Annotated in this window: 20 protein-coding genes; 12 read left to right on the forward strand and 8 right to left on the reverse strand. The window is 64.2% G+C overall.

The genetic code is table 11. The annotated features are described in order from the left end of the window. Positions 1 to 58: 58 nt before the first annotated feature. Entirely contained in the window at positions 59 to 2035 is a 1977-nt protein-coding gene (locus AAC691_RS18160; RefSeq protein ID WP_342627968.1) for a CocE/NonD family hydrolase, read from the reverse strand. A 375-nt stretch (positions 2036 to 2410) separates the two neighbouring features. On the opposite strand from AAC691_RS18160, the gene AAC691_RS18165 reads away from it, so the two are divergent. Beyond that, a complete protein-coding gene (locus tag AAC691_RS18165; protein WP_176640401.1) occupies positions 2411 to 3328 on the forward strand; it encodes a LysR family transcriptional regulator in 918 nt (305 codons plus the stop codon). Between the two features lie 57 nt (positions 3329 to 3385). Here AAC691_RS18165 and AAC691_RS18170 read toward each other — a convergent pair whose 3' ends face one another. After that, positions 3386 to 4318: a hydrogen peroxide-inducible genes activator gene (locus tag AAC691_RS18170; RefSeq protein ID WP_342627969.1), complete on the reverse strand. Its 933-nt coding sequence runs from the start codon at positions 4316 to 4318 to the stop codon at positions 3386 to 3388. A 119-nt stretch (positions 4319 to 4437) separates the two neighbouring features. On the opposite strand from AAC691_RS18170, the gene AAC691_RS18175 reads away from it, so the two are divergent. Both AAC691_RS18175 and AAC691_RS18180 read left to right on the forward strand, forming a co-directional pair. Then, positions 4438 to 5928 carry a catalase gene (locus AAC691_RS18175; protein ID WP_408906016.1) on the forward strand — a complete coding sequence of 497 codons (1491 nt, stop codon included), beginning with the start codon at positions 4438 to 4440 and terminating at the stop codon, positions 5926 to 5928. Beyond that, complete coding sequence (locus AAC691_RS18180; RefSeq protein WP_176641174.1) at positions 5925 to 6077, forward strand: hypothetical protein; 153 nt, start codon at positions 5925 to 5927, stop codon at positions 6075 to 6077. The genes AAC691_RS18175 and AAC691_RS18180 overlap by 4 nt, the downstream gene beginning before the upstream one ends. 84 nt (positions 6078 to 6161) lie before the next feature. Here AAC691_RS18180 and AAC691_RS18185 read toward each other — a convergent pair whose 3' ends face one another. Then, on the reverse strand, positions 6162 to 6839 hold the full coding sequence (locus AAC691_RS18185; protein ID WP_342627970.1) for a preprotein translocase subunit YajC: 678 nt from the start codon (positions 6837 to 6839) through the stop codon (positions 6162 to 6164). Between the two features lie 241 nt (positions 6840 to 7080). Here AAC691_RS18185 and fumC point away from each other — a divergent pair, with 241 nt between their 5' ends. Next, positions 7081 to 8511 (forward strand): class II fumarate hydratase, encoded by a 1431-nt coding sequence (fumC, locus tag AAC691_RS18190; protein ID WP_342627971.1) that lies wholly within the window; start codon positions 7081 to 7083, stop codon positions 8509 to 8511. A gap of 693 nt (positions 8512 to 9204) precedes the next feature. Here the strand turns inward: fumC and AAC691_RS18195 are convergent. Continuing rightward, complete coding sequence (locus AAC691_RS18195; protein ID WP_342627972.1) at positions 9205 to 10134, reverse strand: LysR family transcriptional regulator; 930 nt, start codon at positions 10132 to 10134, stop codon at positions 9205 to 9207. A gap of 152 nt (positions 10135 to 10286) precedes the next feature. On the opposite strand from AAC691_RS18195, the gene AAC691_RS18200 reads away from it, so the two are divergent. Both AAC691_RS18200 and AAC691_RS18205 read left to right on the forward strand, forming a co-directional pair. Further along, on the forward strand, positions 10287 to 11033 hold the full coding sequence (locus AAC691_RS18200; protein ID WP_342627973.1) for an SDR family oxidoreductase: 747 nt from the start codon (positions 10287 to 10289) through the stop codon (positions 11031 to 11033). 86 nt (positions 11034 to 11119) lie between these two features. After that, complete coding sequence (locus tag AAC691_RS18205) at positions 11120 to 11767, forward strand: glutathione S-transferase (protein WP_342627974.1); 648 nt, start codon at positions 11120 to 11122, stop codon at positions 11765 to 11767. 102 nt (positions 11768 to 11869) lie between these two features. Here AAC691_RS18205 and AAC691_RS18210 read toward each other — a convergent pair whose 3' ends face one another. Beyond that, a complete protein-coding gene (locus AAC691_RS18210) occupies positions 11870 to 12850 on the reverse strand; it encodes a GlxA family transcriptional regulator (RefSeq protein WP_323989955.1) in 981 nt (326 codons plus the stop codon). A gap of 113 nt (positions 12851 to 12963) precedes the next feature. On the opposite strand from AAC691_RS18210, the gene AAC691_RS18215 reads away from it, so the two are divergent. Continuing rightward, positions 12964 to 13761: an SDR family oxidoreductase gene (locus AAC691_RS18215; RefSeq protein ID WP_342627975.1), complete on the forward strand. Its 798-nt coding sequence runs from the start codon at positions 12964 to 12966 to the stop codon at positions 13759 to 13761. A 50-nt stretch (positions 13762 to 13811) separates the two neighbouring features. Here AAC691_RS18215 and AAC691_RS18220 read toward each other — a convergent pair whose 3' ends face one another. Next, positions 13812 to 14189: a hypothetical protein gene (locus tag AAC691_RS18220; RefSeq protein WP_342627976.1), complete on the reverse strand. Its 378-nt coding sequence runs from the start codon at positions 14187 to 14189 to the stop codon at positions 13812 to 13814. A gap of 254 nt (positions 14190 to 14443) precedes the next feature. After that, positions 14444 to 15073 (reverse strand): TetR/AcrR family transcriptional regulator, encoded by a 630-nt coding sequence (locus AAC691_RS18225; protein WP_342627977.1) that lies wholly within the window; start codon positions 15071 to 15073, stop codon positions 14444 to 14446. A 165-nt stretch (positions 15074 to 15238) separates the two neighbouring features. On the opposite strand from AAC691_RS18225, the gene AAC691_RS18230 reads away from it, so the two are divergent. Beyond that, the gene (locus AAC691_RS18230; RefSeq protein ID WP_342627978.1) at positions 15239 to 16372 is read left to right on the forward strand and encodes an alpha/beta hydrolase; all 1134 of its coding nucleotides are present in this window, start codon (positions 15239 to 15241) and stop codon (positions 16370 to 16372) included. Here the strand turns inward: AAC691_RS18230 and AAC691_RS18235 are convergent. After that, positions 16361 to 16537 (reverse strand): hypothetical protein, encoded by a 177-nt coding sequence (locus tag AAC691_RS18235; protein WP_342627979.1) that lies wholly within the window; start codon positions 16535 to 16537, stop codon positions 16361 to 16363. The two genes, AAC691_RS18230 and AAC691_RS18235, sit on opposite strands and share 12 nt — an antisense overlap. Before the next feature lie 171 nt (positions 16538 to 16708). Here AAC691_RS18235 and AAC691_RS18240 point away from each other — a divergent pair, with 171 nt between their 5' ends. The 4 genes from AAC691_RS18240 to AAC691_RS18255 all read left to right on the forward strand — a co-directional run bounded on the left by AAC691_RS18240 (position 16709) and on the right by AAC691_RS18255 (position 19258). Then, positions 16709 to 17068: a helix-turn-helix transcriptional regulator gene (locus AAC691_RS18240; protein WP_342627980.1), complete on the forward strand. Its 360-nt coding sequence runs from the start codon at positions 16709 to 16711 to the stop codon at positions 17066 to 17068. Between the two features lie 3 nt (positions 17069 to 17071). Then, positions 17072 to 18070, forward strand: a complete 999-nt coding sequence (locus tag AAC691_RS18245) for an NmrA family NAD(P)-binding protein (protein ID WP_342627981.1) — start codon at positions 17072 to 17074, stop codon at positions 18068 to 18070. Between the two features lie 30 nt (positions 18071 to 18100). Then, on the forward strand, positions 18101 to 18475 hold the full coding sequence (locus AAC691_RS18250; RefSeq protein ID WP_342627982.1) for a hypothetical protein: 375 nt from the start codon (positions 18101 to 18103) through the stop codon (positions 18473 to 18475). Between the two features lie 66 nt (positions 18476 to 18541). After that, positions 18542 to 19258 carry an SDR family oxidoreductase gene (locus AAC691_RS18255; RefSeq protein WP_342627983.1) on the forward strand — a complete coding sequence of 239 codons (717 nt, stop codon included), beginning with the start codon at positions 18542 to 18544 and terminating at the stop codon, positions 19256 to 19258. Positions 19259 to 19276 lie beyond the last annotated feature (18 nt).

Genomic DNA, 19276 nt, shown 5'->3' on the forward strand with positions numbered 1-19276 from the left:
ACTATGATGCGATGTGGAAATGATATGGTCCGTGTCGGGGGTCGTTCGGACGTGGCTGTCAGTCGACCGGCGGATGGTCCACGCCGCTGCCCGCGGCCTGGGGCGGCAGGACGGGCAGGATCAGTGCCGAGCGGTGGGCGGCGTCGTGCCAGATCGTCTGCGCGGCCTTGACGATGGCGGCGGAGTGTCCGAACGGTGCCCCGGTATTCGGGTTGGGGGCGAATTGCGGGAAGTCGCTGGAGGAGATTTCCAGCCTGATCCGATGGCCGGGCAGGAACAGGTTGCTGGTCGGCCAGACCTTGATCCGGTATTCGTAGATCTGGTTCGGCGTGATCGGCGTGGGGTCGGTCAGCGACGCGCGGTAGCGGGCGACGACGATGCCGTTATTGAGGTTGATCGCGCTGCCGTCGGGATGGACGTCGACCAGCTTGGCGGTGAAATCCGTATCCCTGGCCGTGGTGGCGGCATAGAGGATGACGGTGATCGGTCCCGTGACGTTCAGCGGCGCGGTCAGGACATTGCTGGTATAGACCAGGATGTCCGGGCGCTGTTCGATGGCCGATTGATCGAACTGGCCCTGCGGGCCGGAATTCCACGCGCAGCAGGAATGGCCGCCGATGCTGGGAACCGGATTGGCCGGATCATAGACGAAATGGTCGCTGGGCGCGGTCAGCCTGGCCGGGTCGATTGTGCCGTGGGGCGGCGCGGCGGGGGAAGGGGGCGTGCTGCCCGGCGGGGTCGTCGTCAGCGCGCCGTCGCCCATGACCGAGGATGCGTCCCGCGCGCTGCCCAGATACCATGTCTGGTAGGTCGTGCCGGCCACCGGCCAGCGATCGGCGACATGCCAGCGATTTTCACCCATGGTGAAGTAGTCGATGCGCGGGCCGGTCTGCACGCCGTCATCCTTGCCCTTGAGGAAATGGTCGAACCAGGCGAGCATCAATTCATTGACCGGACTGTCGGAGACGGGGCCGATCGCCTTCAGGCGCGGGCTGACCAGGCTGTCGGGCCGCCCCCAGCCCAGATGTTCCCAGGGGCCGAGGATGATGCGCTGGTTGCGCCGCGCCGCGGGGGTGCCGCCCTGGGTGCGCATGCCGTTGAAATTTTCCAGCGCGCCGGTCAGGAACGAATCATACCAGCCGTCGAAGGCAAGGACCGGCACCTGCACATTCGGATAGCGCGAACGGATTTCGAACGCTTTCCAATAGCCGTCGCGCGACGGGTGACGGATGGCGTCGTAGAAATAGGGCGCGACCTTGGGGTCGCCGGGGCGCAGGGGCGGAAAGGACAGATAGGGCGTGTCGCGCAGCCAGGCCGCCGGATTCATGCCGTCGGCCCGCAATTCGGCCGCCAGCGCGGTATCGCCGCGGTTGGCGGCGGCGCTGGAGGCGATCGTCTCCATCATCCATGGTGCGATGAAGGCCAGGCGGAATGCCCCGTCCTCATATGTCCAGCCGTCATAGTAATCCGAGCCCGTGTTGGACGGGACGATGGTCTTCAGTGACGGCGGCGACGCGGTGGCGGCCAGCCATTGTGTCGCCCCGACATAGGACGAGCCGTACATCCCGACCTTGCCGTCGGCCCCGGGCAGGCGGGCGGCCCATTCGACCGTGTCATAGCCGTCATCGCGGTCATAGCGATATTCGTAGAACGTGCCGCCGGATTTTCCCTGGCCGCGAATGTCCTGCACCACCACCAGATAGCAGTGCGAGGCGAACCAGTCCGGCGTCTGGAAGCGCGACGGCTGGACCTGCGCGGCGTCCTTGCCATACTGGGTGCGCATCAGGATGACCGGGACCGGCGCCGTGCTGTCCGGGCGATAGATGTCGGCGCGCAGGATGGTGCCGTCGCGCATTTTCGCCGGGACGTCGGCCTGTTTCGTGACATGGCAGGAACCGCGCCCCGCGGCGGCCGGCCATGGCGCGGCCCGGGGATGGCCGGGCAGGGCCTGCAATGCGGTCGCGAGCGACGTGCCATGGAGCAGCGCGCGCAGCCATCCCGATCGGGTCTTCGACAATTCTACGGTCCTTGACATCTCTCTCACTCGGTCATGTCGGCGTTCATGGTGCGTCACAGGCGCATACGGCGGGTTTATTTTAATTATTGATATATGTTATTAACATATACTTGGTCAGATTGATTGGATCCTGGAGGTGTCTTCTGATGAAGTATCCTGTTATCGAAACGTAATGGAGTGGGGCGCATGTTCGTCGTCTTGGCCCGGTGAGCCGGACCATGCAAAATCTCCTAACGAATAAAAGTCTTTTTGCTTCTTTTTCTTCAGAAAAAGAAGATGCTCTCAGCGCCCGGCCGCCTCGAGGTGTATGAAGTGTATAATGTCCCCTGCACGAAGCTTATGCATGAACGTTGCGTGGTCAAATTATAATTTCTCGTCTATGATATTGATCTAATGAATAATAGGCGCATCGATCTCAATCTGGCGACGATCTTCCTGGCCTTGTGGTATGAGCGCAGCGTCAGCGGCGCGGCCGTGCGGCTGGCCCTGACGCAGCCGGCGGTCAGCAATGCGCTGAAGCGGCTGCGCACCGCCTGCGGGGATGAATTGTTCGTCCGCACGCGCGGCGGGATGCGGCCGACGGTGCGGGCCACGATGATGGCGCCTCAACTGGAGCGCGATGTCGAACAGATCCGTCTGGCGCTGGGCGGCAGCCGGGATTTCCTGCCGGAGACGGCGACGCGGCAATTCGTCGTCGGCATGACCGCGGGCCTGGACCTGGCGGCCGGACCGGTGCTGAGCGCGATGCTCTGGCGGGCCGCGCCGCTGACGATGACGCGATTCCGGGCGCCGGAGACGCGGCAGGCCGCCGACCTGCTGGAGCGGCGGGACATCGAGCTGGCGGCGACCATTCGCGGCCTGCCGGACCATCGCTGCGCCGAAATGACGGTGGGGCGTTATCATTTCGTCTGCCTGTACGATCCTGCCGGATGCGGCCTGGGGCCGGTCATCGGGCGGGAGGAATTTCTGGACGTGCCGCATATCCTGACGGAGGCCGCCACGCGCGGCACGATCGTCGAGACGATGTTGCGCCAGGAGGGGCTGCGCCGGCGGGTCCGGGTCGTCGTCAGCAATTTCGGCGCGTTGCCGGCGTTTCTGCTGGGTCAGTACGCGCTGGCGGTGGTGCCGCATTATGTCGGCTATGCCCTGGCCCGGCAGTCCGGGCTGCATGTCAGCCCGCTGCCGGTGCCGATCACCGGCGGCGAGGTGCATATCCTGATGCGGCTCGACGGGCTGGCGGATGCCGGGCTGATCTGGCTGCGCCTGCAACTGGCCGAGGCGTTGCGCATGGCCCTGGCGGATGGCCGATAGGGGAGATCGTCATGCGGCACGGGAGGCTGGCGAGGGGTCGAAGCGCCCTTTTTGGAATCACGCGCGCAATAGCTCCGCCAGGCGGGTGAAATCCGCCCCCCTCGGGTCGGTCGCGCGCCAGGCCAGGCCGATCCGGCGTCCGGCCCGGGGGTCGGTCAGTGGGCGGCTGCAGGTCAGGGCGCCGTCGCCCGTGCGGTCCTGGATCCGGTCCTGGATCCGGTCCTGGATCGCCAGGGCGGGCATCAGGGCGATGCCCTCGCCGGCCGCGACCATATGACGCAGCATTTCCAGGCTGGGGGCGACGCGCGGGTTCGCCGCCCGCTGCGATTCGGCCGGCACGTGGCAGAGCGAGACGGTTTGCGCGCGCAGGCAATGCCCGTCTTCCAGCAGCAGCAGGTCCGGCCGGGCCAGGTCGGTGACGGAGAGTGCCCGTTGGGCCGCCAGCGGGTGGTCGGCGGGCAGCAGGGCGTGGAACGGTTCGAAGAACAGGGGTTCGGCCACCAGGCCGGGCTGGTCGGCGGGCAGGGCGATCAGGGCGGCGTCCAGCGTGTAGTCGGCCAGCGCGGCCAGGAGGGGCTCGGTGCGTTCCTCGGTCAGGCGCAGCGACAGGCCGGGCAGGCGGGCGCGCAGCAATTGCAGCAGGCCCGGGATGTAATAGGGGCCGAGGGTGGGGATGACCCCCAGCGCCAGCCTGCCGTCCAGCGGGGTCGTGTGGGTGCGTGCCAGTTCCAGTACGGCGCGGCTTTCGCGGACGACGCGCCCGATCTGGGCCAGCAGGGGGGTACCCTGCGGCGTCGGGCGGGCGCCGCCGCGCCCGCGCTCGAACAATGCGCAGCCCAGCAGGGCCTCCAGCTTGCGGATCTGTTCGCTCAGCGCCGGCTGGCTGACGCCGCAGCGTTCGGCGGCCCGGCCGAAATGGCCGGTTTCGGCGACGGTCAGCGCATATTCGCAATCGCGCAGGGAGAGGCCGGACAGGGAGGTGGTCTGCATGCCTTGCTCTATATCATAAGTATTGCCTATCGTGATGATATAGAGAATCGATTTTCGTTATTGAATGGCGTCCCTTAGCGTGCCGGTGACGCCATTGTGAGCGCAAGGGAAGAGCGAGAATGTCCGACATATCCCACAGGCCGGTACTGACCACCACGGCGGGTTCGCCGGTGCCCGACAACCAGAACAGCCGGAGTGCCGGCCCGCGCGGGCCGCTGCTGCTGGAAAACTATCAGTTGCTGGAGAAGCTGGCGCACCAGAACCGCGAGCGGATTCCCGAGCGCGTGGTCCATGCCAAGGGTTCGGGCGCCTATGGCACCTTCACGGTGACGCGGGACATCAGCCGCTATTCCCGTGCCCGCCTGTTTTCGGGAATCGGCAAGCAGACCGAGGTGCTGGCCCGTTTCTCGACCGTGGCGGGCGAGCGTGGCGCGGCCGATGCCGAGCGCGACGTGCGCGGTTTCGCCCTGAAATTCTATACCGAGGAGGGCAACTGGGACCTGGTCGGCAATAATACGCCGGTCTTCTTCATCCGCGATCCGATGAAATTTCCCGATTTCATCCGCACGCAGAAGCGCCATCCGCGGACCAATCTGCGTTCGGCCACCGCGATGTGGGATTTCTGGTCGCTGAGCCCGGAAAGCCTGCACCAGGTTGCGATCCTGTTTTCCGACCGGGGCCTGCCGCAGGGCCATCGCTTCATGAACGGCTATGGCAGCCACACATTTTCCTTCTGGAACGATGCGGGCGAGCGGTTCTGGGTCAAGTTCCATTTCAAGACGCAGCAGGGCCATCGGTTCTGGACCAATGCGGAAGGCAATGCGGTGATCGCCCAGGATCGGGAGAGCGCGCAGCGGGACCTGTACGAGGCGATCGAGCGCGGCGAATTCCCGCGCTGGACCGTCCATGTGCAGATCATGCCGGAACTGGAGGCCGAGACGACGTCCTATAACCCGTTCGACCTGACCAAAGTCTGGCCGCACAAGGATTATCCGCTGATGGAAGTCGGGGTGCTGGAGCTGAACCGCAATCCGGCGCATTATTTCGCCGAGATCGAGCAGGCGTCGTTCTCGCCGTCGAACATCGTTCCGGGGATCGGGTTTTCGCCCGACAAGGTGCTGCAGGGCCGGCTGTTCGCCTATGCCGACGCCCATCGCTATCGCGTCGGCACGCATTACGAGGCGCTGCCGGTCAACCGGCCGCACGCGGCTTCGGTCCATACCTATCATGCCGATGGGGCGATGCGCTTCGACGCGCCGCGCGGCACTGATGCGTATTACGAGCCGAATTCCTTCGGCGGTCCGGTGGAGGACCGTTCGGCCGCCGAACCGCCATTGCGCATCAGCGGGGACGCGGCCTGGTACGACCATCGGGCGGGCAATGACGATTACAGCCAGCCGGCCGCTTTGTTCCGGATGTTCGATGCCGGCCAGCGGGCGCGCTTCTTCGCCAATATCGCCGCCGCGATGCAGGGCGTGCCGCGGGAGATCGTCGAACGGCAACTGGCCCATTTCGCCAAGGCCGATCCGGCCTGGGCCGAGGGCGTGCGGGCGGCGCTGGAGGCCGCTTCGGCCGGGGCGCCGTCATATTTGAAAGAGGGCGTGGAATGAACAGGAACACGCATCGGATGCTGATCGTCCGGGTTGCGGCTGCATCCTTGTCGGTCGCGCTGTCCGCCTGTTCCATGGCGGATGGTGCCGGGGTCTGCACCAATTGCGTCAGTGACGCGAATCCCGTCGGCAATGGAAACTTCCCCTGAAAGCCGGGGCCCGGTCCGTCGCAATGTCGGCTGAAGCGACGGATCGGGCCAAGACCGCCGCTTTGCGCCGGCGGCCGCGTGGGGTCAGGGGCCGGGCGGCGTGCCGCCGGCCGGCCGGCCCGCGTGTTCGGTCACGGTTGCCGAGGGGGTGACGACCCGGTTGGTGACGGTGAATGAAACCGCGTCCATGGTCGTGATATCGACCTGGTCCCCGACCTTGAGCGTGGCCAGCAGGTCCTGCATCGGCTTTTCCCGTACGGTCACGGTGCGGGTCATCTGTGCCGGGTCGATGACGGTGACGATATGGTGCGGCGCGTCGATCGCCAGGATTCGCACCCGTTCGCGGCGAAAGGAGATCATGGTGCCGTGGGGGTGGCGGTTGGCCAGGCCCTGGGCCGAACTGACCGTTGATTCCGGCATCGGGCTGCCGGGGGCCGCGATGTCGGCGGCGATCGTCTGGAAGAAGCGGATGCGGATCTTGTCCCCCGGCTGTACGCGGGGCAGGTGGCGGGCGCCTCGCGGGATGTGCACCGTGACCAGGCCGTCCGCCTGGTCGCGCAGCAGCACCGTGCCGGTGGCCGGATCGACCGTCTCGACCGTGCCGGTGGTGACCTGGTTGCCGGTGATGGCCGAGGCCTGGGCGCGCGCGTCGTGCGCGGCCGTCGCGGACAGGGCCGCCCCGGCCCCCGCGAGAAGCATGCCCGCAAGCTGCATGACAGGGAGGATGCGGGAAGCGCCGCGTGCTTTCGTGGGAGCCGACATGTGCATTCTCGTCCTTCCTCGTCCGGAAAATGGAACGATGTCATGTTCTTATCCTGCGGCGATCTGTCAAGGTGGCGCGCATCCTGCCGGGGCAGGTCGCCCCCGGGATTCTCCCGGCTGGATCCCCCCACGGATCCCCCTTGTGGGGATTGCGTTTGATCCGTAGTGGCGGTTTGGACGATGGAGATCCGGGCCGGCGGCCATGGTGACGGTATCATGTCCGGGAAGGGAAGGAACGGTCATGTCGGGGACGCCGGTGGAACCTGGAACGCGGATAGAAACGGACAGCCTGGGGCCGGTTGCGGTGCCCGCCGACCGGCTGTGGGGCGCGCAGACGCAGCGTTCGCTGGAATATTTCAGCATCGGGCGGGATTTGATGCCGGCCGAGATGGTCGATGCCTATGCGATCATCAAGAAGGCGTCGGCCCTTGCCAATCGCGACGGCCGGAATTTGTCCGAAGAGGCGGCGGGGCTGATCTGCCAGGCTTGCGACGAGATCCTGGCCGGACGGCACCGGGACATGTTTCCGCTGCATGTCTGGATGACCGGCAGCGGCACGCAATTCAACATGAATGTCAACGAGGTGATCGCGAACCGGTGCTGCCAGATGGCCGGCACCGCGCTGGGCAGCAAGAGCCCGGTTCATCCCAACGACCATGTCAACATGTCGCAATCCTCGAACGATACGTTTCCCAGCGCGATGCATGTCGCGGCGGCGCTGGGGGTGGTGCGGCGGCTGGAGCCCGAAGTGACGGCGCTGCGCGACGCGATCGACGCCAAGGCCCGGGCCTGGGCGGATATCGTCAAGATCGGGCGGACCCATATGCAGGATGCGACGCCGCTGACGCTGGGCCAGGAATGGTCGGGCTATGTCAGGATGCTGGATGAGGCGCTGGAGCGGCTGGGGGCGGCGCTGCCGGCCTTGTACCGGCTGGCGCTGGGCGGCACCGCGGTGGGGACCGGCATCAATGCCGCGCCGGGTTTCGCCGAGGCGGCCGCCGCGCGGATCGCGGCGCTGACGGGCCTGCCCTTCGTCACCGCGCCCAACAAATTCGCCGTCCAGGGCGCGCATGACGCGCTGGTTCAGCTTTCGGGCACGCTGCGGGGCCTGGCCGGGTCGCTGTTCAAGATCGCCAACGACATCCGCCTGCTGTCCTGTGGCCCGCGTGCCGGGTTTGCGGAATTGCGGATTCCCGAAAATGAGCCCGGTTCGTCGATCATGCCGGGCAAGGTGAATCCGACCCAGGCCGAGGCCCTGACGATGATCGCGGTGCAGGTGATGGCCAATGACGTGGCGGTGGGGTTCGGCGGTGCCGGCGGCTATCTGGAGATGAATGTCTACAAGCCGCTGATTATTCATAATATCATGCAGTCGATCGGCCTGCTGCATGACGGGTGCCGGAATTTCCGGACGTTCCTGGTCGCCGGCACCGAACCGGACCGGCGGCGGATCGCCGAACATGTCGCGCGATCGCTGATGCTGGTCACCGCGCTGGTGCCGGTGATCGGCTATGACAAGGCGTCCCGCGTCGCGCACCATGCGATGGCGCATGATTTGAGCCTGCGGGACGCGGCGTTGCAGTTGGGATTCGTCAGCGCGGAGATGTTCGACCGGATCGTCGATCCCGCCAGGATGGTTGCCGGCGGAAGGGCCGAGAGCGGAAGCACTTAATCCGTATGGTATCGGCGGGGGAATCATCGCTATTGATCCTGCTGGTTCCGTAACGGCTGAGTTTAATACCGAGGGAATGTTCCGCGGCTGGATTAACGCGGCCGGAGATGTTTTTGTAGCTACCCACAAGGATGATGATTGAGTACGGCGCGACAATCAGGATGAGAACCCATTGCGCATTGGGAAATTTTGCCGGGGGTCTGACTGTTACTCATTAGGTTGCACCTCTTGCTTCACCCGTCGATCCCCCTTGCCGCCCGATCGGGCGGCAATGGAGACGTTGCCGCCGCAGGCGCTGTAGCCGATCGCCCGACGCACCCGCCCCGTTCTTCTGCTCCACCCAGGCCTGATCGTGCTTTTGATACGGGAGGCACGCGTGAATTAGATCCCATGCCGCACGCGATATTCTTTCAGCGTAGCGTTGATGAATATGCTGTCGACACCCGCAGCAGAAAGGGTCGCCGTTCGCGACAGGGGAACATTTCATGTGAGGCAACAGGCCAGGTACAGGAAACATTTTTGCTGAGGTAATGCGCGAGGCGGCGTCGGTGAGCGAAAGAGCTTGCCGATCTCACGGTCGCGATCGGGCTCGTGAACGTTTATAACCGCGTGGTCGTCGATTTTCGGGCCACACCATTGGCCGTCTGCGCTGCTGCGTTTGTTTCGTGATCAATTGACGGCTGAAGCCGACGCTCAAGGATTGGCGAATTTGAGATCACCGATCTTGGATACGATGGTCTTGAGAAGGGGGGATGTATTGGCTTCGTTGTAGCCCAGCGACAGGTCGATCGTCGGCGGAACGCCGGCGAGTGGTCTGCTGACGACAGTCGGGGGCAGCAGGTTGCGCGCATAGAGCGGCATCAGGGCGATGCCGCGGGTCGAGGTGACCAGCGACATCGCCATCGCGAGGTTGTCGACATCGTGGTCGGGCGTGAGATCGATGCCCAGTTTCGCGCCGTAGGCGTCGGTCACCGCCCTGAGCGCCGGGGACTTGTCGTGAGGAACGCCGACGAGTTCTTCCCCGATGATGTCCTCGCTGGTGACGGCACTGCGTGCCGTGAGCGGATGATCCACCGGCATCAGCACGATCAGCGGCTCATCGATCAATCGCGTGAAGACGATTCCCGGCGCGTTGCGTTCGTGCCGGAGAAAGGCGAGGTCGATCTTGCCGCGCATCAATCCCTCGGCCAGGTCAGGCGATGAGAGGCTGAGAAGTACGACCTCGGTATTCGGCAGTTCGTCACGCATGATGCGCATGACCGCCGGTAGCCAGTCGAATTCATAGCCGGTCAGGAAGCCGAGGACGAAAGACCGCTTGGCGGGCACTGCGGCGCGGCGCGTGGCCTCGACCGTCGCTTCGACCTGGACGAGTACGGCGCGCGCGTGGTCGAGAAACACGCGACCCGCGGCGGTCAGTTCAATGCCCTTTGCACCGCGGATCAGAAGCGCGCACCCAAGCTCGGCCTCGAGATCGCGCATCTGCCGGCTGAGGGATGGCTGCGCGGTATGCAGCCGCTTCTCTGCCGCGACGGTCAGGCTGCCTTCCTCGGCGACGGCGATGAAATACCGGAGATGACGAAGATCCATAATCCATACCTTACAAGCATGGATCCCAAGAAACAAAGTCTTTTTCCCCGAAGAATTCGAAGCCTATTCCTCTCTCACCGGCCGGATTGTCCAGCCGAGTTTACGCAAGCCCGAAATCCACGATGGCCGAGCCAGACAATCAAGGTATGGCATGGTCAACTGGAACATTATTTCGAATGGAGAATAACATGACTACGCCCGTCGTTCTGATCACCGGCGCACTCACCGGCATCGCCCGCGCCACCGCTTTCGCCTTCGCCGGGAAAGGGGCGAAGATCGTCGCCTCCGGCCGCCACGACGACGCGGGGGCTGCTCTCGTCGCGGAACTGCGCGCCGTCGGCGCGGAAGCGGAATTCGTCCGCGCCGACGTGCGCCACGAGGACGACGTTCGTGCCCTCGTCGATGAGACCGTCAGGCGCTTCGGCCGGCTGGACATCGCCGTCAATTCCGCCGGCACCGAAGGCACGCCCGGCCCGGCTGTCGACCAGACCCCCGAGAGCTATGCCGCGACTTTCGACACCAACGTCCTCGGCACGATCCTCAGCATGAAGCATGAACTGCGCGTCATGCAGGCTCAGGGCAGCGGCAGCATCGTCAACATCTCCTCGACCTTCGGGCACGAGGGTGGCGCCGGCGCGTCGATCTATGCCGCGAGCAAGCATGCGGTCGAGGGCCTGACCAAGTCGGTCGCGCTGGAGGTCGGCAGCCTTGGCATCCGGGTCAACGCCGTGGCGCCGGGACCGATCCAGACCGGCATGCTCGACCGCTTCACCGGCGGCGAGGAGGTCAAGGCCTATCTGGCGACCCTCAACGCCCAAAAGCGGATCGGCCAGCCCGACGAGATCGCGCGCGCGATCCTCTACATCGCTTCGGACGACGCCAGCTTCGTCACCGGTCACATCCTGACCGTCGACGGCGGCAAGTCGGCCGGCTGACCCCAAGGGGGGCCGGGCTCGAAACCCGGCCCCCGCTGGCATGTCCGACATCCCCCGTTTTCAACCCCCATTCAAAAGGTCCCGTCATGTCAAACGATCATCTGAAACTCTATGAGTCGAGCGGCTCGCCCAATTCGCGCCGTGTTCGCATCTTTATCGCGGAGAAGGGAATTTGCGTCTCGCGTATCCCCGTCGATCTCGGCGCGAGGGAGCAGTTCTCCGAAGCCTACGTCAAAATCAATCCGCGCCAGGTCGTCCCGACGCTGGTTCTCGAAGACGGGACGGCGATCGGCGAGGTGCCGGCGATCCTGCGTTATCTTGAAGAGGCCTATCCCGGCACGCCGTTGCTCGGCACATCGCCCGCGGACAAGGCGCTGGTGACGATGTGGGAACGCCGGATGGAGCTTGAGGGCTTTGCGGCGGTGATGGAGACCATCCGCAACAAGGTTCCGGGGCTCAAGGGGCGCGCAATCGCCGGCACGCACGGTTACGAGCAGATCCCGGGGATCGTGGAGCGCGGCTACCAGCGGATCGCGGATTTCCATGCCGATCTCGAAACCAGGCTCGGCGAGGCGCCGTTCGTCGCGGGCGACCGGTTCAGCGCGGCCGACATCACTGCCGTCGTCGCGATCGATTTCGCGGCCAAGGCGTTGGCCCTCCCGATCCCGGACGGGAATAGCGCGACGCGCCGGTGGTACGACAAGATCGCCGGGCGCCCCAGCTTCGCGGCCTGAACGATTGCCGCCGTCCCCGACCAGGGCGGCGGCTTAACGGTCATTCATGGTTTTCGGCGGCATATCGGAACGGAATATCCGAACGGGGCGAAGACCTGTTCGTTACACCGCGCCGATGGGCTCGTCAGCTTCGTCGTTGATGTCGATTGACCCCAGCCGGGCATTACGGCGGAGAACCTGTGGCGGCTGCCCAAAAGCGCGAAGAAATGCTCTCCTCATGTGGTCGCGGTCGCTAAAGCCGGTTTGCCGGGCCACCATGTCGATCGGATGGCGGCTTTGCTCCATGAGATTGCGCGCGCCCTCGACCCGAAGATTCTCGATCGCCTTGGCCGGAGACTGGCCCGTTTCGGCGTGGAAGGCACGGCTGAACTGACGCGGGCTGAGGTTGGCCGCTTCGGCAAGGTCGGGGACGGTCAAGGGCTTATGAAGGTTATCGCGTGCGTAGGCGAGGGCCGCCTGGATGCGGTCCGATTTCGGCGAGAGTTCGAGCAAGGTGGAGAACTGCGACTGCCCGCCGCCGCGACGGTGGTAGATGACCAGTTTTCGCGCCACGGCCTTGGCAATCTCGGGTCCGAGATCGTTCTCGATGAGCGCCAGGCCGAGGTCGACACCGGCCGTCATGCCCGCCGACGTCCAGATCGGCCCGTCGTTGATGAAGATGCGATCCTCTTCCATCTTCGCCTTCGGATAAGTCCGCTGTAGCGCGCGCGCATGAATCCAGTGGGTGGTGGCGCGCCGTCCATCCAGGAGTCCCGCCTCGGCCAGGACGAAGGCGCCGGTGCAGACCGCTGCAACCCGCCGATGACGCTTGGGCGCGTCCCGCATGAATTCGATGACGCCAGGGGTTGAGGGTGCAATCACGGCGGCACCGCCGACGACAAGCGTGTCGAACGGCTTTTCCGTGAACTGCTCTGTTTCCAGCTTCAGGCCAGTCGAGGTTTTGATCGGGCCGCCCTCTTCGGACACGTAGTGGAACGCGTAGGGCTCGGGATCGACCATAGAATTGGCCACTTCGAAGCCCGCCACCATGGCCAGCGCCATCAGCGAATAGCCGGGGTAAACGAGGAAAGCGATGTCACGCATGGCGTCCCGCCCTATGTCCTAAATGTCCGCTTATATGACATTTGAGACTTTTGGCTGCAAGCTTAGTGTCTGTCCACGGGCTCAATCACGAGCCGTCGAGACGGAGAAACACGATGAGCAGTCCATCCACCAAAGGCGTCGCCGTGATCACCGGCGCGTCGACCGGCATCGGCGCGATCTACGCCGATCGCCTCGCCAAGCGCGGCTATGACCTGATTCTGGTCGCCCGTAATGAGCAGCGGCTTCAGACGGCCGCCGCGCGCCTGCAGGCCGAGACCGGAGTGACGGTCACCCCGCTGGTCGCCGACCTGAACAATCACGCCGATCTGGCGAAGGTCGAGGCGTTGCTCCGCGACGATCCCAAGATCACCATGCTGGTCAACAATGCCGGCGTCGGCTCGGTTGCCTCGATCCTGCAGGCCGATGTCGACGAGATGGAGGCGATGATCGACCTGAACATCACCGCCCTGACTCGTCTGACCTACGCCGCCGCCCCGGCCTTCGTGGCCCGCGGCGCCGGCACCATCATCAACATCTCGTCGGTGGTGGGCGTCGCGGTGGAGGCCCTGAACGGGGTCTACAGCGCCTCGAAATCCTACGTGCTCAGCTTCGGTCATTCGCTGCAGAAGGACCTGGCCGACAAGGGCGTCCGCATCCAGACGGTGCTGCCCGGCGCGACCGCCACGGCGTTCTGGGACGTCGCCGGCTACGCGCCCCAGAAGACCGCCGAAATCACCATGCAAGCCTCCGACCTGGTCGACGCCGCCCTGGCCGGCCTGGACGCGGGCGAGCTGGTGACCATCCCGGGCCTTCACGAAGGTGAGGCCTGGACCCGTTGGGAAAAGGATCGTCGTGACCTGGCCCCGAAGTTCCTCAACCCGAAGCCCGCCCCGCGCTACCACGTCGCCTGACGTGCGCAACGCACCCCGCTAAGGCCCCCCGCCCCTTGGGGCGGCGGCCGTCACCGCAAGGCAAATCGCATGTTTCTGCTGAGCGGCTGATGCGCATCCTGCTGCGGCGCGTTTTGCGTGGCCGGCAGATAAACCGCCAATTTCAGTCCAAAATCCTCGCTGGCCTGGAATGTCGTATATTCGTAACAGATCGGGCCGTTGATTGGATGATGTAGCCGTTTGGTTCCCGATGAGGGCGCTTGGACGGCGTGGTCCTTCCACCAGTGCGCGAGTTCCTTGCACCCTGCCTGCACGCGCTCCAGCAACTGTACGAAAGCGCGATCATACGCCCAGAGGTCATAAGTCGGCCGAGACAACCCGGGAGCCGAGATGGTCGTTATTCCAGGCGCTTCACACATGGTGCCGATGGAGGCGGCGGAACGGTTCAACGAAGAACTGATTCGCTTCCTCCGAACCATCGAGACCTGAACGTCCGAGAACCAAATCCGGCCGATGTCCGGACCATGCCTTCCATGCGTCTCGGAGCCAGCCAGCGGCGGGCCTCCCCTCTCAGGAGAGCGGGCGGTTGTCCCGGCAGCCCATGGAAGGGGCCGATGGCCGATGCCGTGCGCAGGCGGTGACGGTCGTAGGGGCGTGCCTGTGTATCCACCGGAGTCCACCAGGCGATGACATTGGACCCGGATCACGCCTCGGGGGCAGCCCACCTCTGGACACTAACATCCGCCAGCGCCTCGAATATAGCCGGCGTGCGTTCCAGGCGGGCGATCGTTCGCGCGCCTTCGAGGGCCGCAACCAATGCGGCTGCGCTAGAGGATGCGCGCGCGGGAGCGAAGCCGCATCCCCTGAAATGCTCCGCAATTATCTCGGTCGAATCGACAAATCCGCGCGCTACCCGTTTGGTCAACTCGGCATCGAGCGCCGGCAGCTCGTTCGCCAGATTTTGCATGAGACATCCATACTGGAAATCGGAGGCAACCATTTCGGCCGCGAATGTACTGAAAATCCGATTAACAAAATTCAGAGCATCGCCTGTCGTCTTCGCCGAGATGTCCCGCAATACGGCAATTCGACATGCAATGTAATGGTCGATTGCTTCTTCTGCGAGCTGAGTCTTTCCGCGAGGAAAGTGAAAGTAGAACGATCCTTTAGGCGCACCGCTTTCTTCAAGGATCTGGGTCAATCCAGTCGCAGTGTAGCCTTGGATGCGAAACAGCCGTTCCGCCGCGGCGATCGCGCGAGCGCGTGCGTCAGTCTTACGTGCCATGCCGCGAATATACCACGCTTCGCTTGACTCCGCTATGGTGATCGCCATACTATGTCGATCACCATATAAAAAGTTCGGCGCCGTCTTGGCGATGGGGGCGGCCGCCTTGGTTGCGGCTTCACTGCGACCGGGCCACGCAAACCCATGGGAGGAACTGATTTGACGACACCGACATATGGCGGGGGAACGCTTCCCACGGGGGTCCGCTCGCGCATGATCCGTGGGGTCAATGGCCTCGATGTCCATATTCTCGAGGCCGGTTACGAAAGCTCAGGCAGGCCGCTCGCACTGCTTCTGCATGGCTTTCCGGATCTGGCTTACGGCTGGCGGCATCTGATTCCGATCCTGGCCGATGCCGGCTACCATGTCGTGGCACCCGACCAGCGGGGTTTTGGCCGCACCACCGGTTGGGTGAACGGCTATGATGCCCCTCTTGGGCCCTTCAGCCTCTTGAATATGACGCGTGATGCCCTCGGACTGGTTTCGGCGTTGGGGTTTCGACGGACGGCGATGCTTGTCGGGCACGATTTCGGCTCGCCCGTGGCGGCCTATTGTGCGCTGGCCCGACCTGACGTCTTTCCCTCGGTGGTGCTGATGAGCGCACCGTTCCCCGGTCCGCCGGCGTTTCCGTTCAACACTGCGGAAAGCGAGGCAGCGTCGGTCCAACCGAACAATCAATTTCAAAATTTGGCGACGGCGCTGGCGGCGCTGGACCCGCCGAGAGCGTATTATCAGCAATATCTCAGCGGGCGGCGGGCGAATGATGACATGTGGCACCCGCCTCAGGGTTTACGCAGATTTCTTCGCGCATTTTTCTACGTCAAGAGCGCTGACTGGCCAGGAAACAAGCCCTATCGGTTGAAGGGAGGAACCGCCGCAGACCTTGCACAGATGCCTACTTATTACGTGATGGATCTCGGCAAGACGATGCCTGAGACGGTGGCTCCATTCGAACCGTCCGCCGCCGAGGTCCAGGCCTGCAAATGGCTCACTGAGCCGGAACTTGGGGTGTACACGGAGGAGTATGGCCGCACCGGGTTTCAGGGCGCCCTGCAGGCTTATCGCGTCTTTTCCGACCCTGACCTAAACGCTGAGTTGCGCCTGTTTTCGGGCAAGGCGATCGATGTCCCGTCGCTCTTCATCGGCGGGAAGAGCGATTGGGGCACCTATGCGGCGCCGGGCGCGCTCGATCTTATGAGGACGAGGGCGGCGACGAGGATGGGTGGCATCGCGTTGATTGACGGTGCCGGTCACTGGATCCAACAGGAACAGCCGGCTCGGCTCGGCGCGCTCCTGCTCGCCTTCATCAACGAGGTTGGTGGGACGGATCAATGGTCAGTTCGCTGAAGCGTTCTTCGGGCTCCGCCCATCAAACGGACGCGGCACCATCGCCTGGGCCGGGGCGACCGAGACAAAGAAGGCGATCGACGCGGCGCAGTCAGCTTTCAAGGGCAGGTCGATGACGCTCGCCGGTGAGCGTGCGGCGGCGTTGCCGGGCACCTCGCGGAGCATGTCTCTGATCGGCGTGCCGAAGCTCGGCCTCGTTCGATTTGGGGGCGGCGACGTGCGAGCTTCTGGTCAGCTCGCCCCGGCCCAGGCCACCGCGTCAGCCCCTGCGGGGATCCGCACGGGACTTGAGGGATCGGTCACCGCGCGCCATACGGCTTTGGCGACATCCTGCGGATGCGTGATCGGTCCTGGTTCGCTGAATCCAGCCATGAAGCCCTTGACGAGCTACGCCGGATGCACGAAAGCCCGACCAAGACGTGGACCGTCGCACAATTGGCGAAGGAGGCTGCGCTTTCCCGTTCGGCCTTCTTCGAACGTTTCAATCGGGCCGTCGGCCTGGCACCGATGACCTACTTGCTGAACTGGCGCATGGCTCTGGCCAAAAACATGCTCCGGCGGAGCGAGGTTGGTATCGCCGAGATCGCGCAACGTGTCGGCTACGGCTCCGCGAGTGCTTTCAGCGTCGCCTTCACCCGCCATGTCGGACTGCCGCCGGCGCGCTATGCGCGGCAGCAATCCGTTCCTGCGCCCTGACCGATGCGGGCGGCGCATCCGGCGACCGAGCGAAGCGGGGAATGGCTTGACTATAAGAGCATATGCTCCTATATGCTCCGTATTGGAGCATATGCTCTTATGTTCGCGCGGAGTAGAACCATGAGCGAAGCTGACTTTCTCGTAAGCGGCGCGACGGGCCGGACCGGCGGCGTCGCCATAGACGAACTGTTGAAGATGGGTAAGCGCGTCCGTGCCTATGTGCGCGCCGATGATGAGCGGGCGGCTGCCCTGAGGGCGCGCGGCGTCGATATCGCGGTCGGGGATTTCACCGACATCGACCGGATCCGGGCTGCGATGGAAGGCGTCAAATCGGCCTATTTTCTTTATCCGATTGCGCCCGGAATCATCGGAGCCGCCGCCTATTTCGCGCAAGCCGCGAAGGAAGCGGGCGTCGCCTCGATCGTCAACATGTCGCAAATTTCGGCGCGCCGGGAGTCGGCGAGCCATGCCGCGCAGGACCATTGGGTGTCCGAACGGGTGTTCGACTGGTCTGGCGTGGCGACAACCCACATTCGCCCGACCTTCTTTGCCGACTGGCTGGTGTACCCGCATTTCGCCAAGGAAATCTGGGCGAAGAAAAAGATCGAATTCCCCTTCGAGAATGGCCGCCACGCCCCGATCAGCACTGACGACCAGGGACGAGTGATCGCCCACCTCCTGGCCAGGCCGGCGGGCCATGAAGGCAAGATCTATACCCTCCATGGTCCGGTCGAGATGAACCATACCGAAATCGCCGCCGCCATGAGCGAGGTGCTCGACGCCAAGATCGAGTACGCGCCGACTTCGATCGAGGCGTTCAAGGACAAGATGGAAAATCTCTACGGATTTCCGCCGTTCCTCGTGCAGCACCTTGTCGAGGTCGCGCAAAATTATCGCGACGGGATCTTCTCGGGCGTCAACGATGCCGTCGAGACGATTACCGGGACGCCGCCGCTCTCGGTCCAGCAGTTCATCGCGCGGAATCGCGCCGCATTCGCCTGAGCGCGATCCCGGACAGGTCGAGGTTTCAAAATGTCATACACCCAAGATGAGCGTCATCCGTTTCTGGATGATCTGACGCCTGACGCCGAACTCGTCAGCTCGGTGTTGCGCGGCTCGGTGATCGGGCGGGAAGATGTCCGGCTCGCGGTCAACGCCGTCGGAACCTTCTACGCCTCGCAGACACCGACGTTCGTTCAGACCGCCGGCTCGCGGCTTTTCATCGAATATGACGCCGTCCTGACGAGCGGCGAAAGCCTGAGCGCGAGCGTCGTCGTCGACCACAACGCCGATGGCTCTGTGCCGCGCGTGAGCGTGCGGATGAGCCCGCTGGGCGCTGTGCTGTCTCTGGCCTCTCATCTGCGGGATGCGCTCTCGAAGCAGTTGCCGGAAGGCATGTTCCTTTGAATTGACACCCGCCGGCCCGGCGCGAATTGGTTCCCGCCGGCTGCGATTCTCAAAATGGAGTTTGTCATGGACGTCACCAACGCCACCGTCTTCATCACTGGCGCAAATCGTGGTTTGGGTCTGGCCTTTGCACGTGAGGCGCGTCGTCGCGGGGCGGCAAGGGTTTATGCGGGCATGCGCAAGACGAGCGGTTTCGACGAGCCTGGCCTCATTCCGGTCAGGATCGATGTCACCGACAAGGCGTCGATCGCCGCGGCTGCGGAACTGGCGGCGGATACCACGCTGCTGGTCAACAACGCCGGCATCGCCGCCCTGATCGACGGGCCGCTGGCCGCCGATGTCGAAGCGCAGTCCGCCCGCATGTTCGAGACCAACTATTATGGCGTGGTGCGCGTCACGCAGGCCTTTGAGCCGATATTGTCGAACAAACCGCAGGCCGCCATCATCAACGTGCTTTCCGACATTGTCTGGCTTCCGCGGCCCATTCTGGCACCCTATGCGGCGTCGAAGGCGGCAGCCTGGAACTATACGAACCAGCTTCGCTTTTACCTGCATGAGCGCCGCATCCAGGTTCTCGGGCTGCATGTCGGGTTCGTGGACACCGACCTGACCAACGGGATCGACGTGCCAAAGGCCAGCCCGGATGACGTCGTGCGCCAGACCTATGACGCTCTCGCCGCCGGCAAGAACGAGATCATGGCCGACAAGGGGACCATGTTGCTGAAGAGCACCCTTGCGGCGGAGGCGCCCGGCTATATCACCCCGCCGGCCGGGCTTTCGTAGAAAATTGAAAGGGCAAAG

Source organism: Nguyenibacter vanlangensis (assembly GCF_038719015.1).
Classification (GTDB): Bacteria; Pseudomonadota; Alphaproteobacteria; order Acetobacterales; family Acetobacteraceae; genus Gluconacetobacter; species Gluconacetobacter vanlangensis.

Excerpts from the sequence above, each read along its gene's own strand:
- AAC691_RS18160 (WP_342627968.1), bottom strand. The coding sequence starts at position 2,035 with ATGTCAAGGACCGTAGAATTGTCGAAGACCCGATCGGGATGGCTGCGC.
- AAC691_RS18165 (WP_176640401.1), top strand. The coding sequence starts at position 2,411 with ATGAATAATAGGCGCATCGATCTCAATCTGGCGACGATCTTCCTGGCC.
- AAC691_RS18170 (WP_342627969.1), bottom strand. The coding sequence starts at position 4,318 with ATGCAGACCACCTCCCTGTCCGGCCTCTCCCTGCGCGATTGCGAATAT.
- AAC691_RS18175 (WP_408906016.1), top strand. The coding sequence starts at position 4,438 with ATGTCCGACATATCCCACAGGCCGGTACTGACCACCACGGCGGGTTCG.
- AAC691_RS18180 (WP_176641174.1), top strand. The coding sequence starts at position 5,925 with ATGAACAGGAACACGCATCGGATGCTGATCGTCCGGGTTGCGGCTGCA.
- AAC691_RS18185 (WP_342627970.1), bottom strand. The coding sequence starts at position 6,839 with ATGTCGGCTCCCACGAAAGCACGCGGCGCTTCCCGCATCCTCCCTGTC.
- fumC (WP_342627971.1), top strand. The coding sequence starts at position 7,081 with ATGTCGGGGACGCCGGTGGAACCTGGAACGCGGATAGAAACGGACAGC.
- AAC691_RS18200 (WP_342627973.1), top strand. The coding sequence starts at position 10,287 with ATGACTACGCCCGTCGTTCTGATCACCGGCGCACTCACCGGCATCGCC.
- AAC691_RS18205 (WP_342627974.1), top strand. The coding sequence starts at position 11,120 with ATGTCAAACGATCATCTGAAACTCTATGAGTCGAGCGGCTCGCCCAAT.
- AAC691_RS18210 (WP_323989955.1), bottom strand. The coding sequence starts at position 12,850 with ATGCGTGACATCGCTTTCCTCGTTTACCCCGGCTATTCGCTGATGGCG.
- AAC691_RS18215 (WP_342627975.1), top strand. The coding sequence starts at position 12,964 with ATGAGCAGTCCATCCACCAAAGGCGTCGCCGTGATCACCGGCGCGTCG.
- AAC691_RS18225 (WP_342627977.1), bottom strand. The coding sequence starts at position 15,073 with ATGGCGATCACCATAGCGGAGTCAAGCGAAGCGTGGTATATTCGCGGC.
- AAC691_RS18230 (WP_342627978.1), top strand. The coding sequence starts at position 15,239 with ATGATCCGTGGGGTCAATGGCCTCGATGTCCATATTCTCGAGGCCGGT.
- AAC691_RS18235 (WP_342627979.1), bottom strand. The coding sequence starts at position 16,537 with ATGCTCCGCGAGGTGCCCGGCAACGCCGCCGCACGCTCACCGGCGAGC.
- AAC691_RS18240 (WP_342627980.1), top strand. The coding sequence starts at position 16,709 with ATGCGTGATCGGTCCTGGTTCGCTGAATCCAGCCATGAAGCCCTTGAC.
- AAC691_RS18245 (WP_342627981.1), top strand. The coding sequence starts at position 17,072 with ATGCGGGCGGCGCATCCGGCGACCGAGCGAAGCGGGGAATGGCTTGAC.
- AAC691_RS18250 (WP_342627982.1), top strand. The coding sequence starts at position 18,101 with ATGTCATACACCCAAGATGAGCGTCATCCGTTTCTGGATGATCTGACG.
- AAC691_RS18255 (WP_342627983.1), top strand. The coding sequence starts at position 18,542 with ATGGACGTCACCAACGCCACCGTCTTCATCACTGGCGCAAATCGTGGT.